We start from the raw sequence: 14845 nt of genomic DNA, 5'->3' as shown, positions 1-14845 counted from the left end.
GGCTCAGCGCTGCGAGAGCAGGTGGGCCAGCTCCTCCTCGACCTCCTGGCTGGCCACGAACAGCAGCTCGTCGCCCGCCTCCAGGGGGTCGTCGGCGGTGGGCACCAGCACCCGGCCCTCGCGCAGGATCGCCACCAGCGCGGAGTCGACCGGCCACGGCACCGACCCGGCGCGCTGGCCCACCACCGGGGCGTCCTCGGCCAGCGTCAGCTCGACGAGGTTGGCCTGGCCCTGGCGGAACGTCATCAGCCGCACCAGGTCGCCGACGCTGACCGCCTCCTCCACCAGCGCGCTCAGCAGCCGCGGCGTCGAGACGGCGACGTCGACGCCCCACGACTCGTTGAACAGCCACTCGTTGTTGGGGTGGTTGATGCGGGCCACCACGCGCGGCACGCCGTACTCGGTCTTGGCCAGCAGCGACACCACGAGGTTGACCTTGTCGTCGCCGGAGGAGGCCACCACGACGTGGCAGTTGCCGAGCCCGGCCTCGTCGAGCGAGGCGATCTCGCACGCGTCGGCGAGCAGCCACTCGGCGCGCGGCACGCTGTCGATCTTGATCGCCCGCGGGTCGACGTCGATGAGCAGCACCTCGTGGCCGTTCTCCAGCAGCTCGGAGGCGATGGAACGGCCCACGGCGCCCGCGCCGGCGATGGCGATGCGCATCAGTCGTCCTGTTCCGGCGCCGCGGCGAGCACCTTGTTGATCCGGTCCATGTCGTTCTCGGCCGCGATGACGTGGAGCAGGTCGCCCTCCTGCACCACGGTCTCGTCCGTGATGGTCAGGGCCTCGCCCATCCGGTTGATGAAGGCCACCCGGGCGCCGGCCCGGCTCTCCAGGTCGACGACGCGGGTGGCGATCCAGGCCTGGTTGGCGGCCACCTCGGCCAGCACGACCGTGCCCGTGGGGTCGCGCCACAGCGGCTCGGCGCCCTCGGGGAGGATGCGGCGCAGGATCTGGTCGGCCGTCCAGCGGACGGTGGCCACCGTGGGGATGCCCAGCCGCTGGTACACCTCGGCCCGCCGGGGGTCGTAGATGCGGGCCACGACGTTGTCGACGCCGAACGTCTCGCGGGCCACGCGCGCGGAGATGATGTTGGAGTTGTCGCCGCTGGAGACGGCGACGTAGGCGGCCGCCGACTCGATGCCGGCCTCGGTGAGCACGTCGCGATCGAAGCCGACGCCGGTCACCCGCCGCCCCCGGAACCCCGCGCGCAGGCGGCGGAACGCCTGCGGGTCACGGTCGATGATGGCGACGGAATGGCCGCTGTCCTCGAGGATGTGGGCGAGGGTCGAACCGACCCTGCCGCATCCCATGATCACAATATGCATACTCCCCCGCACTTCGCGGTCGGCCGGTTGCTCGACACCAGTATGGCCCGATGGGGGAGCGCCGCGTTTAGGGCATCGGCATGCGGCTAGCATCTCGTTACGTGGCGAAGGTAACGGATCTTGTCAAACGCGTGCTCGTGGGACGTGCCCTGCGAAGCGGGCAGCTCCACGAGCAACTCCTGCCCAAACGCATCGCCCTGCCGGTCTTCGCCAGTGACGCGCTGTCCTCGGTGGCCTACGCCCCGCAGGAGATTTTGGTCATCCTGTCGCTGGCCGGCGTCTCGTTCTATTCCTACAGCCCCTGGATCGCCGTCGCCGTCGTGGTGGTGATGCTCACAGTCGTGGCGTCGTACCGGCAGAACGTGCACGCCTATCCGAGCGGCGGCGGCGACTACGAGGTGGCCACCACCAACCTGGGCAAGAACGCGGGGCTCACCGTCGCCAGCGCCCTCATGGTCGACTACGTGCTGACCGTTGCCGTGTCGGTGGCCAACGGCGTCGACTACGTCGGCGCGACCATCCCGTTCGTGGCCGAGCACCGGCCCGCGATCGCCATCATCATCGTGATCCTGCTCACGGTGGTCAACCTGCGCGGCATCCGCGAGTCCGGCGCGGCCTTCGCCGTCCCCACGTACGCCTTCATGTTCGCGGTGATCGGCCTGGTCGCCTGGGGCGGCATCCGGCTGCTGGTGTTCGGCGACGAGCTGCACGCGCCCAGCGCCGGGTTCACCATCCGGCCCGAGCAGACGAACCTGGCCTCCTTCGCCGCGGCCTTCCTGATCCTGCGCGCCTTCTCCTCCGGCTGCGCCGCGCTGACCGGCGTCGAGGCCATCAGCAACGGCGTGCCCGCCTTCCGCAAGCCCAAGAGCAAGAACGCCGCCACGACCCTGCTCATGATGGGCCTGATCGCCATCACCATGTTCGGCGGCATCATCGCGCTGGGGCTGGCCTCCGGCGTGCGGGTGGCCGAGCCGAGCGTCGTCGCCCACGACCTGCTCAGGCCCGACGGCACCCCGGTCGGCGAGGGCTACTACCAGCAGCCGATCATCTCGCAGGTGGCCGACGCGGTGTTCGGCGGCGGCTCGCTGCCGTTCGTGGTGATCTCCGCGGTGACCGCGCTCATCCTGTTCCTGGCCGCGAACACCGCCTTCAACGGCTTCCCCGTGCTCGGCTCGATCCTCGCCCAGGACCGTTACCTGCCGCGCCAGCTCCACACCCGGGGCGACCGGCTGGCCTTCTCCAACGGCATCATCATCCTGGCCCTCGGCGCCTGCCTGCTGCTGTGGGGCTTCCAGGCCGACGTCAGCCGCCTGCTCAACCTCTACATCGTCGGCGTGTTCGTCTCCTTCACGCTCAGCCAGACCGGCATGGTCATCCACTGGACCCGTCACCTGAGGACGGAGACCGACCGCCAGGTCCGCCACCAGATGCACCGCTCGCGCGTGATCAACTTCTTCGGCGCCATCATGACCGGCCTGGTGCTGATCGTCGTGCTGCTGACCAAGTTCCTGGTCGGGGCGTGGATCGTGGTCATCGCGATGCCGGTGCTGTTCCTCATGATGAAGGGCATCCGCCGCCACTACGACAAGGTCGCGGCCGAGCTGGAGATCACCGACGAGTACGAGCCCGCCATGCTGCCGGCCCGCAACCACGCGATCGTGCTGGTCTCCAAGATCCACAAGCCGACCATGCGGGCGCTCGCCTACGCCCGCGCCACCCGCCCGTCCTCGCTGGAGGCGATCACGGTCGGCGTCGAGGGCGAGGAGGCGCGCCAGCTGCAGGAGGAGTGGGAGCGGCGCGGCATCCCGGTGCCGCTCAAGATGCTCGACTCGCCCTACCGCGAGATCACCCAGCCCATCCTCGACTACGTCAAGAGCCTGCGCCGCCGCTCGCCGCGGGACGTGGTCACCGTCTTCATCCCCGAGTACGTCGTCGGCCACTGGTGGGAGCACCTGCTGCACAACCAGAGCGCGCTGCGGCTGAAGGCCAGGCTGCTGTTCAAGCCGGGCGTCATGGTGACCAGCGTGCCCTGGCAGCTCCACTCCTCCGACCGGCTCAAGGGCCGGCCCGAGCCGTACGCGCCGGGCGCGGTGCGCCGTCCCTGGCACCAGACCGTCAAGGACGAGGGGCAGATCAAGGCGCGCTGACCAGCGCCCGCAGCCGCCAGGTGTCGGACGCCGTCCAGCCCCGCGGCGCGGCGACGGCGGCCCACCCGTCCACGATGTTGGCGCCGTAGCGGTGGCCGTGGCCGGGCGGCACGGACATCGCCGCCGTCATGTCCACCAGCACCTGCCAGAACGTCACCAGCGGGAACCAGTTCATCTGCGGGTTCACCCCGGGCCCCCGCGGGCCCTCCAGCCAGGCCGGCCGGTGGTAGATCAGCGTGGGCGACCACCACACGACCGGGTCGGTGGCGTTCTGCAGGTAGACCACGCGCGGCGGCTGCCACGGGCTCCGCGGACGCCACAGGTCGGCCGGGTGCTGGGCGAAGCGGGCCGTCCTGCCGCCTTGGTAGACCGGCCGCCAGACGGGGGTGCCGGGGTCCCGCTGGGTGGTGAGGTGGTTCCAGATGTGGTTGGCGTTGGGCGGGCCGACGAACAGCGCGCCGTCGGTCCGGGCGACCAGGTCGGTCAGGTCGCGGAAGGAGTTCTCCAGCTCGTAGGAGCCCAGGCTCTCGCCGGCGACCAGCAGCCGGGGCCGGTGGCCGGGCGGGAGCCGGTCCCACCTGGCGCGCACCGCCTCGAACAGGGCCCGCCCGGCGGCCGCCGCCTTGTGCCGGTCGGCCAGGAACGACACCCAGCTCGGCAGGTAGGAGTACTGCACCGCGACCATGGCGGTGTCGCCGTTGTACATGAACTCCAGCGAGTCGGCGATGTGCTGGTCGACCCAGCCGGTGCCGGTGGTGCCGAGCACCGCGAGCACCGGACGGCCGAAGCCGCCCGTCCGTTCCAGCTCCCGTACGGCCACCGCGGCCTGCTGCCGGGGCGAGGAGGTGGCGCCGAGGCCGACGTACACGCGGATGGGCTCGGTCGCCGGGCGGCCGGAGAAGGCGGTCAGCTCGGAGACCGTGGAGGCGGTGCCGGTGAAGCGGCGGCCCTCGCGGCCCAGGGAGTCCCAGGCCACCAGCGACCCCGGCCCGCCGGACACCTTGGCCGAGCCCGGCCTGCGCACGCCCGGATGGGTGCCCTCGTTGGTGACCGAGGAGATGTCGCTCATCGTGTTGAGGAACCCCGAGAACAGCACGTCGTCGGCGAACACCGCGACCACGGAGGCGACGATCAGCACGCCGGCGATGTGGCCCACGTAGGCGGGGACGTACCGGTCGAGCCAGTCGATCAGCCTGCGCCCGGCCAGCCGGACGAGCCGGGCCAGCAGCAGGCACAGCGCGAAGAGCGTGACCGCCACCGCGAGGATCACCGGCGGGAACCAGTTGATCCGGACGTCCATGCCCATGAGCGCCCGCACGTCGCGCTGCCAGTCGATGCTGTACCAGAGCGCCACGACGGTCAGCCCCGAGCAGCCGCCGATCATGATCTGCCAGGCGGCCCGCCGCCCCCGCTCCGGCAGCCGGTACGGGATCGCCGCCCGCCCCAGCGCGCCCGCCGTGGCCCCCACGCCGTAGCCGAGGATGCCGGTGACCGCGCCCATCACGCCCTGGAACAGCCACGTGCGCGGCAGCAGCGAGGGCGTCAGCGAGGCGCAGGCGAACAGCACGGCCAGCAGCGTGCCCCCGAATCCGAGCCGCCGGCGCACCACCCGACTTCTGTCCATCATCACCCACAGTAATGACTCAAGTCCGGAAAGTGGGCATGCGGGGCACGAGGCAGGGCGCGCGGACGTCGCCCGTGGCGGCTCACCATAGGGTGGGGGTGTGGAACAGGCATCTCTGGAGCTGACGGTCGGTCCGGTCGCGCATGGCGGCTGGTGTGTGGCACGCCATGAAGGGCGGGTGGTCTTCGTCCGGCACGCGCTGCCCGGCGAGCGGGTGATCGCCGACGTGACCGAGGAGACCAGCCGGTTCCTGCGCGCCGACGCCGTGGAGATCCTGGAGCCCTCGCCCGACCGCGTCGTCCCGCCCTGCCCGTACGCCGGCCCCGGCCGCTGCGGCGGCTGCGACTGGCAGCACGCCACGCTGGAGGCGCAGCGCCGGCTCAAGGCCCAGGTCGTGACCGAGCAGCTGCACCGGCTGGCGGGCATCGAGCGCGAGGTCGTCGTGGAGGAGGTGCCCGGCGCCAAGGACGGGCTCGGCTGGCGCACCCGCGTGCAGTTCGCCGCCACGCCCGCCGGCGAGCTGGGCTTCCGCCGGCACCGCTCGCACGAGATCGAGGTCGTCGACGCCTGCCTGATCGCCCACCCCGAGGTCGAGGCGGTCGCCGCCGAAGACCACGCGTGGCCCGGCGCGGCCGGCATCGAGGTCATCGCCTCCGCCGGCGGCGACCGTGCCGTGGTGGTCTCGCCGCGACCGCGGCGCAGCGTGAGCGTGCCCGAGCTCGACGCGCCCGCCTCGATCCTGCTCGACCAGGGCAAGGGCCGCACGGTGCCGCGCCGCGGCTCCGGCGTGCTGCACGAGCACGTGGGCGACCGCGAGTTCCGGGTCGCGGGCAGCGGCTTCTGGCAGATCCACCCGGGGGCGGCCGAGACGCTGCTCGACGCGGTGCTGGCCTACGCCGCGCCCGAGCCGGGGGAGTGGGCGCTCGACCTCTACTGCGGGGTCGGCCTGTTCGCGGCCGGGCTGGCCGAGGCGGTCGGGCCCGAGGGCGCGGTGTTCGGGCTGGAGTCCGACGCGGCGGCCGTCCGCGACGCCCGCGCCAACCTGCGCGACCTGCCGCAGGCCAGGGTCGAGCGCGGCCGGGTCGAGGAGGCGCTCGACCGGTTCCAGATCGAGCGCGCCGACCTCGTCGTGGTCGACCCGCCGCGGTCGGGCCTCGGGCGCGAGGTGGTGGAGCGCGTCGCGGGGCTGGAGGCGCTGCGCATCGTCTACGTCTCCTGCGACCCGGCGACGCTGGCCAGAGACCTCAAGTGGCTGGGCGAGCTGGGCTACGAGCTGACCGACCTGCGCGCCTTCGACGCCTTCCCGATGACCCACCACGTCGAGTGCGTGGCGCTGCTGGTGAAGCGCTGAATTGTCGCCCTGATCGGCGCTCGTCGGTGCTCACCGTCGTCGGCAGGCTGGTCGGCCAGAGCCTCTTACCCGCGGTATGAGGGCAGAAAGTGGCTACGCCGTCAGGGGCAGCGCGTCCCGGACCACCCGCACATGCTGATGCGCCGCCAGTTCGCCGTCAAGCACGTTCGCCGACCCCTTGCGCCGGCGCTCAGCGCAGCGAAGAGTGGCACTCCACTATGAGGACGAACTCGACGTTCCTCGCCCTGGGCAGGCCGCGCCCCATCTCCGCCAAGGTGCTCGGCTGCGCTCCAAAGCTCCAGGTCGCGTCAGGAAATGCGCGGAAAGACGGGTGAGGAGGGGGCTCGATCGGACCGCCGGCCCCGTCCACAGGCTTGCAAACGCGGTGGCCAGGCGCTCCAGCCGCAACAGCCGGTAAAGCCGCCAATGCCAGGGTCAGTAGGATCACAGCACGACGCCGCCGCATGTCCGACCTGCCTTCCAAGATTGGCAGCAGCATGCCTCACCTGGATCACGAATGGCGGCTGGGCCCGATTCCACGTATCGCCGCCGCCCTTCTGAAGGTGTCCGCAATCGGTCGTGCACGTTCTGTGAACCAGGCGGATGCTTGGAACGTCACACAGAGGTTCCCACTCGCTTCCCCCTGGAGTCGATCAATGGGCTACCCGACCCAGCCGCCGCACGACCCGTATGGCCAGAACCCCCAGCAGCCCTACGGCTCGGGCCCGCAATACCCTCAGCAGTCGTACGGCCCTGGACCCCAGCAGCAGCCGTACGGGTACGGCTACCAACAGCCGACCCCGCCGCCTCCGCCCAAGCGCAGCAACCTCGGCCTCATCCTCGCGCTGGCCATCGGGGTGCCGCTGCTGCTCCTCGGCGGATGCGCCGCGATCGTCGCCGTGCTGGGCGACAGCACCAGCAGGGACAGGATCGTCACCGAGGCCGACTCGCCCAACGCCAGCATGCCGGCGACGGCACCGAGCACCGCCCCGCCGAGGAAGGCTGAGCCGTCCACCGCGAGCGTCGGCGGAGCGATCACCCTGGAGGGGTTCGAGGGGCTGAAGATGGCCGTCACGCTCACCAAGTTGGTCGATCCAGCCACAGCGGGCCAGTATCAGGCCCCGAAGGCAGGCTACCGACTCGTCGCCGTCCAGCTCACTCTCAAGAACGTAGGGCCCACGGTCTACAGCGACTCGCCGACGAACGGCGCGGTCCTGATCGATGCCGATGACCAGCAGTACCAGTCGTCGTTCCAGGATGTGCGGGAAGGGCAGGGCTTCGGTGGCACGGCCACGATCAACAACGGCGACAGCCGGAAGGGTGTGATCGTGTACGAGGTGCCGAAGTCGGCGAAGGTGGTCAAGTTCCAGTTCGCGCTCAACAGCGGTTTCGCCGATCAGAAGGGCGAGTGGACCCTCAGCTGACCGCAGGGGGGCGTCTTCCTGGAGCTTCTCCACCTCGACGGCAAGCAGGTTCTGCTTAGCGGTCGCGGAGACGGCACAGATGGTCGCTCTGATGTCCGTCCGTGAGCGCTCCTCCATGGAGTCGGTGCGCCACCCGATGGCCTCAGCCAAGGCGTGACCTCATCGTGACGGTTTGCCGGAACCTCGGGCGGGTGAAGCTGTCTATCGTGCATCCATGGTCGCCTCCGGAGGCGCGGGCCGCCCAGGATCGGACAGGCCGCCGATGACGCCGCTGACGATGAGCCATCGGCACCTGCCCGGCGTGACCGTGATCGAGGTGTGCGGTGAGCTCGACGCCACCAACCACGCGCGATTACGGGAGCACGTCCGGCAGGTCAGGGCGCGTCCGGCCGATCACGTGGTGTTCGACCTGAGCGCGATGACGTTCATGGACAGCTCGGGGCTGCACGCCCTGCTCGCCTGCCACCAGGAGGCCCGCGCGCACGACGCCCGGATCTACCTCGCGGCCCCGCAGGGCGCCCCCGCCCGGCTGCTGGAGATCACCGGGGTCGACGCGCACCTGCCGGTCTACCCCACCGCCGAGGCCGCCGTGGCCGCCGCCGTGGCCGATCCGCCCGCCTGAGTCTTTGGTCACGCCCGTCCAGACCAAGGACGGACGCGCCGCGCGGGGAGGCGTCCCTAGCGTCGGGGCATGACGCAAACCACCCTCGCCGGACGCGTCCAGGAGATCGACGCCGTACGCGGCTTCGCGCTGGCGGGCATCCTGGTCGCGAACATCGGCTTCCTGGCCGACCCGGGGTACGCGCTGTCGGGCGCCATGCCGATCCCCGACGGGCCCGTGGCTCTGGCGATCACGGCGTTCGTGCTGACGAAGTTCTACATCATCTTCTCGTTCCTGTTCGGGTACTCCTTCACGTTGCAGATGCGGGCGGCCGAGCGGGCGGGGGCGAGCGTGCGGGCCAGGACGTTGCGCCGCTGCCTGGCGCTGTTCGTCATCGGGCTGGCGCACGGCCTGCTGCTGTGGATCGGTGACATCCTCACCCTGTACGCCGTGCTCGGCCTGGTCCTGCTGGCCCTGCGCGGGCTCAGACCGAGAACGGCCGTCATCGCCGGCTCCTCGATCATCGGCGCGCTGACCCTGTTCTGGCTGGCCCTGGCCTGGCTGTCCACCCTCGACCCGGCCGCCGGGCAGCCCGCCGCGGCCGACCCGGCGGCGGCCGCCCGCGTGCTGGCCCTGGCCACCGGCGGGCCGCTGGACTTCCTGACGATGCAGACCGAGCTCTATCCGCCGCTCGTGGCCATGATCTGGCTCTTCCAGGGGCCGACCGCGCTGGCCATGTTCCTGTTCGGGCTCGCGGCCGGCAAGTCCAGGCTGCTGGAGGGGCTCGGGCGCCGGCCCCGCCTGCTGGCCCGCGTCCAGTGGGTCGGCTTCGGCGTCGGCCTGCCCGGCGGCCTGCTGTACGCCTGGACGTCCGGCCGGACCGGCGCGGTCGAGCTGATCGGCGGCGCGGTCAACACGCTCACCTCGATCCTGCTGGCCGCCGCCTACGTCGCCACCCTGCTCCGGCTGATCGGGCGCTTCCCGGCGGCGGGCCGCGTCCTGGCCGCGCCGGGACGGGTGGCCGCCTCCAACTACGTCGGCCAGTCGCTGCTCATCGCCCTGGTCTTCACCGGGTACGGCCTCGCACTCGCGGGCCGCCTGTCACCGATCGCGGTGATGGGCGTCGCCCTGGTGATCTACACCGTGCTCGTGTGGGCGAGCGCACTTTGGCTGCGCACCCACCGCCACGGCCCGGTGGAGTACGTGCTGCGCCGGATCACCCACTGGCGCTGAGGTCGCCGGCGCTGAGGTCACTGGCACTGAGGTGACCGGGGCTGAGGTGACCAGGGCTGAGGTGACCGGGGCTGAGGCGACCGGCGCTGAGGCGACCAGTGCTGGGGTCAGAGCCAGCCCATGCGCTGGGCGGTGCGGATCGCCTCCAGCCGGTTCTGGGCGTTGAGCTTGGTCATGGCGCTGGACAGGTAGTTGCGCACGGTGCCCTCGGTGAGGTGCAGCTCGCCGGCGATCCTGGAGATCGTCGCCCCGTCGCCCGCCAGGCGCAGCGCGTCGCGCTCCCGTTCGGTCAGCGGGCTGTCGCCGGCGGCCATCGCGGCGGCGGCCAGCTCGGCGTCCAGGTAGCGGCCGCCGGCCATGACCTTGCGGATCGCCATCGCCAGCTCCTCGGCGGAGGCGTCCTTGCCCAGGAAGCCGCTCACGCCGGCGGCCATCGCCCTGCGCAGGTAGCCGGGGCGGCCCAGGCTGGTCAGGATGACGATCTTGCACTGCGCGCTGATCCGCTCGGCGGCGCTCAGGCCGTCCATGCCGGGCATCTCGATGTCCAGCACGGCCACGTCGGGGCGGTGTTCGGCGACCGCGTCCACGACCTCGTCGCCCCGGCCCACCTGGGCCACGACCTCGATGCCGTCCTCCAGGTCGAGCAGCGCGGCGATGGCGCCGCGGATCAGGTGCTCGTCGTCGGCGAGCAGCACGCGGGTGGTCATGCCGGCACCGCCGCGCGCAGCAGGTAGCCGCCGTCGGACGTCGGCTCGGCCCGCAACACGCCGCCCGCCGCGCCGACCCGCTGGGCCAGGCCCGCCAGCCCGTTGGCCGCGTGCTCGCCCACCGGGCCGCTCACCCCGTCGTTGGACATCTCCAGGACCCCGTTCTCGATCGTGATCGTGCAGCGTTCGGCCGTGCTGTGCTTGAGCACGTTGGTGGCGCCCTCGCGGACGACGGTGGCCAGCAGGGTGCGCGCCTCCGGGGCCAGCGCCGTGGTGTCGGCCCGTACCGTGCAGCGGACCTCGGCAGCCTCCAGCACCGCCCGGACGCCGGCCAACACCTCGTCCAGGTCGAGCGCCCGGTAGTTCTGCACCACGGCCCGCACCTCGCGCAGCGACCGCCTGGCCAGGTCGCGCACCTCGAACATGGCCCGCTCGGCGGCGGCCGGGTCGCCGGGCAGCGACTCGGCGGCGCGGGCGGTCCTGGCCGAGACGTCGGCGAGGCTCTGCCCGAGCAGGTCGTTGAGGTCGCGGGCGAAGCGCAGCCGTTCCTCCGAGACCGCCAGTCTGGACCTGGCCTCCTGCCCTTCGTGCGCCTCCTTGGCCACCCGCCACAACCACAGGTTCGCCAGCACGCCGCCCACGCCGATCCCGGTGAACACGGCCAGCACCGCGACCGCCGACACCATCTGCACGGGCAGGCCCATGGTCAGCGCGAGGACGACGACCAGGACGGCGATCCAGCCGACCGACAACGTGACGATCGTCCGACGGCGGACGAAGGGGGCCAGCATCGCCAGCCACACCGGCACGGTGTAGAGGATCGTGCCGGCCGCGAGGACCACGGCGAGCACCCCGGAGACGGCCAGCAGCGCCGTCGGGCGGGGGCCGCCGCGCACGGCGATCCGGAACGGCCGCGTGGCCAGCGCCATGAAGACCAGCAGCAGCACGCCGGCGGCCACGAACACCTGTCCGGGCAGGTCGACGCTCTGCCCGAGGAGGTACAGGTTGTAGAAGCCGGTCGCGGACACCAGCAGGATGATGTCGGTGGAGTAGACGATCAGCCAGCGGACCTTGTCCAGCCGGGTCGGCCGCCTCACGCGGGCACCGCCGCGCGCAGCAGGAACTCGCCGGTGGGCGTCGGGGCGGCCGAGAGCGAGCCGCCCGCCGTGGTCAGGCGCTCCGACAGGCCGCGCAGGCCGCTGCCCGGCGCCGCGGAGAGATCTTTGACGCCGTCGTTGCGCATCTCCAGCACGCCGCCCTCGATCGTGATCGCGCAGGTGGTGGCCGAGCTGTGCTTGAGCACGTTCGTGCCGCCCTCACGCACGACCCACGCCAGCAGCGCTCGTCCGGCGGGGGACAGGTCGCCGGCCCTGGTCTCGATCAGGCAGCGGGCGCCGGCCGCCTCCAGCGCCGCCCGTACGCCGGCCAGCTCGGTGTCCAGGTCGAGCGTGTGGTAGCCGTCCACGGCCAGTTGCACCTCGGCCAGCGAGCCGCGGGCCAGCTCGCGCACCTCGTCCATCTCGGCGAGGGCCCTGGCCTGGTCCTTGGCCGCCAGCTTGGCCGCCAGCTCGCTCTTCAGCGTGATCACCGACAGGCTGCGGCCGAGCAGGTCGTGCAGGTCGCGGGCGAAGCGCAGGCGCTCCTCGGCGATGGCCAGGCGCGCCTTGGCCTCCTGGCCGTCGCTGGCGTCCCTGATCGTCCACCACAGCCAGCGCCACAGCAGCATGGCCGCGACCATGAGCGCGCAACTGGCCGCCTCGGGGATCAGGGTGCCGGCCCAGGACCGGTCGGTGATCGCCACGACGTACGCGCTGACCAGGACGGTCACGGCGGCGCCCAGGCAGGCCGTGGCCCACAGCGGCAGGTAGAACGCGGCCACCGACACCCACAGGACGCCGGTCTCCAGCCAGGTGGCCGTGCTCGCGATCTCGTCGTGCGGCAGCAGCAGCACCGAGCCGGCCGCGCACAACCCGGACACCAGCAGCTTCGCCGTCGGCCGCGGCCGGTCGTCGAAGGCGGCCCGCAGCACGGAGGGGAACAGCGCGAACTGGCCCGCCAGGAAGGCGATCGCGAGCAGCGCCTGCGGCAGGCCCATCAGGCCGCGCGTGGCGTAGATGAGGACGAGGGTGACGAACACCAGGCCCAGGAGGGTGACCATGACGTCCATCCAGTGGATGAGGATCTTGCGTGCGCTCTCGGCACGGCTCGCCATCGTCTCCCTCACCCCCTGGATTCGGGAGAAATCCTATGTCAGGAGTGTGTCTTCCAGAGAATGCGGGATATTTCCGGTTTGGGGGATGTGCCGCGCAGGGACAACCAGGCCAGCCCGTGCCGGACGGCGTACTCCGCCAGTTTGCGGGCCTCCGGCTCGTCCAGATCGCCGGCCCTGGCGAGCACCGGGGTCAGGGCGAGCCGCTCCCACACCTGCTCCTCGTCGGCCAGGCCGTAGGCCCGCGCGAGCTGCCCGGCCGCCGCCCGCACGGCCGATCCCAGCCTGCGCAGCCGCCCCTGCGGCCCGGTACGCGGCTCCATCTCGGCCAGCAGCTCGACGGCGTCCACCCGGACGCCCTCCCGCCGGGTCGCGCGCAGTGCCGCCAGATCGGCCGCGTCCAGCCCGTCCGGTGTCAGGCGCAGGGTGAAGAAGACCCGCAGCGGCCGTTCCCCTTGCAGGGCGCGCAGCGCCCGCGCCCTGCGCGGCGCGACGGCAGGGTCGGCGGCGTCGCGGATCTCGAACGCCGCCGCGGCGGCCCCGAACGCGCCGACCGCCTTGCGGTAGGCGGTGGCCAGACCGCCCGGCCTGGTGCACGTGACGGCCGGGTCGTCCCCGCCGGGCCCGCCGAACACCGGGAAGGCGTCGCCGCCTGCCGCCCGCAGCTGCCCGAGCCCGGCTACCGGTTCGCCCGCCGCCCGCAGCCGTCCGAGCCCGGCGGCATCCGGTTCGCCCGCCGCCCGCAGCCGTCCGAGCCCGGCGGCATCCGGGTCGCCCGCCGGCCGCGGCGGCCCGAGCCCGGCGGCATCCGGTTCGCCCGCCGGCCGCGGCGGCCCGGCCCACCGGACGAGGCAGCCGTCGCCGTCGGCGACGAGATGACCGAGTGCGTACCGGGCGACGCCGGTGGCGCGCGACTCGGCCGCCAGGTCGAACTCCGGGTCGCGGGCGGTGTCGACGAACCCCACGAAAGAACCCGGCGGCTGCCGGACCGCCGCCGGCCGCTGCGGCGGCGCGAAGCGCACGGGAGCGGCGCCGGCCGGCGGCGCGGGCTCGGCGCCCGCGGGCAACATCCGGATCGCCAGGGCCGTGGCTCCGGCGAGCACGAACGCGGCGAGCACCGCCAGCGGGCGGGGGAGCGTGCCGGACTCTCTTGCTTTCCGCGACATATGCCACCCATCGTGATCGATCGGCTACTTTCAGCGGTTGCTGGTGAAGGTAGCAAGCGTTCGCCGGACGGCGTGGGGCTTTTCCGGTCGCCGTCCGATGTGGGCGGATAATGAGCTTCATGAAGCTGCGGATCTTCACCGAGCCCCAGCAGGGCGCCACCTATGACGACCTGCTCGCCGTCGCCCAGGCCGCGGAACGCCTGGGGTTCGACGCCTTCTTCCGGTCCGACCACTACCAGCGCATCGGCCCCGGCGACCCCGGCGCCGGCTCCACCGACGCCTGGGTGACGCTCGGCGCCCTGGCCAGGGAGACCTCCACGATCAGGCTCGGCACGCTGGTGACGCCGGCCACCTTCCGGCTGCCCGGCCCGCTGGCGATCAGCGTGGCCCAGGTCGACCAGATGAGCGGCGGCCGGGTCGAGCTGGGCTTCGGCACCGGCTGGTTCGACGGGGAGCACTCCGCCTACGGCATCCCGTTCCCCCCGCTCGGCGAGCGGTTCGGCCGGTTCGAGGAGCAGCTGGAGATCGTCACCGGCCTGTGGACGGCGAAGGACTCCTACTCCTTCGAGGGCCGCTACTACCGGCTGGTCGACTCACCGGCGCTGCCCAAGCCGGTCCAGCGGCCCCGGCCGCCGGTGATCATCGGCGGCTTCGGCGCCAAGCGCACGCCCCGGCTGGCGGCCGCGTACGCCGACGAGTACAACGTGCCGTTCCGCACCCTGGCCGACACCGGGCAGGCGTTCACGCGGGTCCGGGAGGCGGCCGACGAGGCGGGCCGCGGCCTGATCCTGTCGGCGGCGCAGACCGTCGTCGTGGGCGCAGACGAGGCCGAGATCGAGCGGCGCGCCGCCGCCATCGGCCAGGAGCCGGGCGCGCTGCGCGAGGGCGGCCTGTGCGGCACCCCCGAGGAGGTGCTGGCCAAGCTGGGCGCCTTCGCCAAGCTCGGGGCCGAGCGCGTCTACCTCCAGGTCCTCGACCTGGCGGACCTGGAGCACCTGGAGCTCATCGCCGCCGAGGTGTTGCCGCACGTGTAATTCCGTTGGCGGTGCTTCGTC

At 72.3% G+C, this 14845-nt stretch carries 13 protein-coding genes; 6 read left to right on the top strand and 7 right to left on the bottom strand.

All coding sequences use genetic code 11. The features are described 5' to 3' along the window. Positions 1-3: 3 nt before the first annotated feature. Positions 4-663 (bottom strand): TrkA family potassium uptake protein, encoded by a 660-nt coding sequence (locus tag ACFYYW_RS38525; RefSeq protein ID WP_352324051.1) that lies wholly within the window; start codon positions 661-663, stop codon positions 4-6. Next, the gene (locus ACFYYW_RS38520) at positions 663-1328 is read right to left on the bottom strand and encodes a TrkA family potassium uptake protein (protein WP_352324052.1); all 666 of its coding nucleotides are present in this window, start codon (positions 1326-1328) and stop codon (positions 663-665) included. The genes ACFYYW_RS38525 and ACFYYW_RS38520 overlap by 1 nt, the downstream gene beginning before the upstream one ends. A 101-nt stretch (positions 1329-1429) precedes the next feature. Here ACFYYW_RS38520 and ACFYYW_RS38515 point away from each other — a divergent pair, with 101 nt between their 5' ends. Beyond that, on the top strand, positions 1430-3475 hold the full coding sequence (locus ACFYYW_RS38515; protein ID WP_352324053.1) for an APC family permease: 2046 nt from the start codon (positions 1430-1432) through the stop codon (positions 3473-3475). Here ACFYYW_RS38515 and ACFYYW_RS38510 read toward each other — a convergent pair. After that, positions 3462-5102, bottom strand: a complete 1641-nt coding sequence (locus ACFYYW_RS38510) for an alpha/beta hydrolase (protein ID WP_387656770.1) — start codon at positions 5100-5102, stop codon at positions 3462-3464. The two genes, ACFYYW_RS38515 and ACFYYW_RS38510, sit on opposite strands and share 14 nt — an antisense overlap. 97 nt (positions 5103-5199) lie before the next feature. Here ACFYYW_RS38510 and ACFYYW_RS38505 point away from each other — a divergent pair, with 97 nt between their 5' ends. The 4 genes from ACFYYW_RS38505 to ACFYYW_RS38490 all read left to right on the top strand — a co-directional run bounded on the left by ACFYYW_RS38505 (position 5200) and on the right by ACFYYW_RS38490 (position 9708). Continuing rightward, a complete protein-coding gene (locus tag ACFYYW_RS38505) occupies positions 5200-6450 on the top strand; it encodes a class I SAM-dependent RNA methyltransferase (protein WP_352324055.1) in 1251 nt (416 codons plus the stop codon). Between the two features lie 656 nt (positions 6451-7106). Beyond that, positions 7107-7874, top strand: coding sequence for a DUF4352 domain-containing protein (locus tag ACFYYW_RS38500; protein WP_387656767.1), 768 nt, complete (start codon positions 7107-7109; stop codon positions 7872-7874). Between the two features lie 214 nt (positions 7875-8088). Further along, positions 8089-8496: an STAS domain-containing protein gene (locus tag ACFYYW_RS38495; protein ID WP_387656764.1), complete on the top strand. Its 408-nt coding sequence runs from the start codon at positions 8089-8091 to the stop codon at positions 8494-8496. Between the two features lie 69 nt (positions 8497-8565). Further along, positions 8566-9708, top strand: a complete 1143-nt coding sequence (locus tag ACFYYW_RS38490; RefSeq protein ID WP_387656761.1) for a DUF418 domain-containing protein — start codon at positions 8566-8568, stop codon at positions 9706-9708. Positions 9709-9815: 107 nt separating this feature from the next. Here the strand turns inward: ACFYYW_RS38490 and ACFYYW_RS38485 are convergent, their stop codons facing one another. Genes ACFYYW_RS38485 through ACFYYW_RS38470 form a run of 4 tightly spaced genes read right to left on the bottom strand, consistent with a single transcriptional unit; the run spans position 9816 to position 13790 of the window. After that, positions 9816-10415, bottom strand: coding sequence for a response regulator transcription factor (locus tag ACFYYW_RS38485; RefSeq protein WP_125646369.1), 600 nt, complete (start codon positions 10413-10415; stop codon positions 9816-9818). Next, positions 10412-11512: a sensor histidine kinase gene (locus ACFYYW_RS38480; RefSeq protein ID WP_387656758.1), complete on the bottom strand. Its 1101-nt coding sequence runs from the start codon at positions 11510-11512 to the stop codon at positions 10412-10414. The genes ACFYYW_RS38485 and ACFYYW_RS38480 overlap by 4 nt, the downstream gene beginning before the upstream one ends. Further along, positions 11509-12627, bottom strand: a complete 1119-nt coding sequence (locus ACFYYW_RS38475; protein ID WP_387656755.1) for a sensor histidine kinase — start codon at positions 12625-12627, stop codon at positions 11509-11511. Before ACFYYW_RS38475 ends, ACFYYW_RS38480 begins: the two co-directional genes overlap by 4 nt. 38 nt (positions 12628-12665) lie before the next feature. Next, positions 12666-13790 carry a hypothetical protein gene (locus ACFYYW_RS38470; protein WP_387656752.1) on the bottom strand — a complete coding sequence of 375 codons (1125 nt, stop codon included), beginning with the start codon at positions 13788-13790 and terminating at the stop codon, positions 12666-12668. A gap of 119 nt (positions 13791-13909) precedes the next feature. On the opposite strand from ACFYYW_RS38470, the gene ACFYYW_RS38465 reads away from it, so the two are divergent. Further along, positions 13910-14824, top strand: a complete 915-nt coding sequence (locus tag ACFYYW_RS38465) for an LLM class F420-dependent oxidoreductase (RefSeq protein ID WP_387656749.1) — start codon at positions 13910-13912, stop codon at positions 14822-14824. The last annotated feature ends 21 nt before the right edge of the window (positions 14825-14845 follow it).

The sequence above is a fragment of the Nonomuraea sp. NPDC001831 genome, from assembly GCF_042892035.1.
In the GTDB taxonomy this organism is placed as follows: Bacteria; Actinomycetota; Actinomycetes; order Streptosporangiales; family Streptosporangiaceae; genus Nonomuraea.
This window is presented reverse-complemented; position numbering and strand designations above follow the sequence as displayed.

Bases quoted from the DNA above. Each gene is read 5' to 3' on its own strand.
- ACFYYW_RS38525 (WP_352324051.1), bottom strand. From the start codon at position 663: ATGCGCATCGCCATCGCCGGCGCGGGCGCCGTGGGCCGTTCCATCGCC.
- ACFYYW_RS38520 (WP_352324052.1), bottom strand. From the start codon at position 1,328: ATGCATATTGTGATCATGGGATGCGGCAGGGTCGGTTCGACCCTCGCC.
- ACFYYW_RS38510 (WP_387656770.1), bottom strand. From the start codon at position 5,102: ATGATGGACAGAAGTCGGGTGGTGCGCCGGCGGCTCGGATTCGGGGGC.
- ACFYYW_RS38500 (WP_387656767.1), top strand. From the start codon at position 7,107: ATGGGCTACCCGACCCAGCCGCCGCACGACCCGTATGGCCAGAACCCC.
- ACFYYW_RS38495 (WP_387656764.1), top strand. From the start codon at position 8,089: ATGGTCGCCTCCGGAGGCGCGGGCCGCCCAGGATCGGACAGGCCGCCG.
- ACFYYW_RS38490 (WP_387656761.1), top strand. From the start codon at position 8,566: ATGACGCAAACCACCCTCGCCGGACGCGTCCAGGAGATCGACGCCGTA.
- ACFYYW_RS38485 (WP_125646369.1), bottom strand. From the start codon at position 10,415: ATGACCACCCGCGTGCTGCTCGCCGACGACGAGCACCTGATCCGCGGC.
- ACFYYW_RS38475 (WP_387656755.1), bottom strand. From the start codon at position 12,627: ATGGCGAGCCGTGCCGAGAGCGCACGCAAGATCCTCATCCACTGGATG.
- ACFYYW_RS38470 (WP_387656752.1), bottom strand. From the start codon at position 13,790: ATGTCGCGGAAAGCAAGAGAGTCCGGCACGCTCCCCCGCCCGCTGGCG.
- ACFYYW_RS38465 (WP_387656749.1), top strand. From the start codon at position 13,910: ATGAAGCTGCGGATCTTCACCGAGCCCCAGCAGGGCGCCACCTATGAC.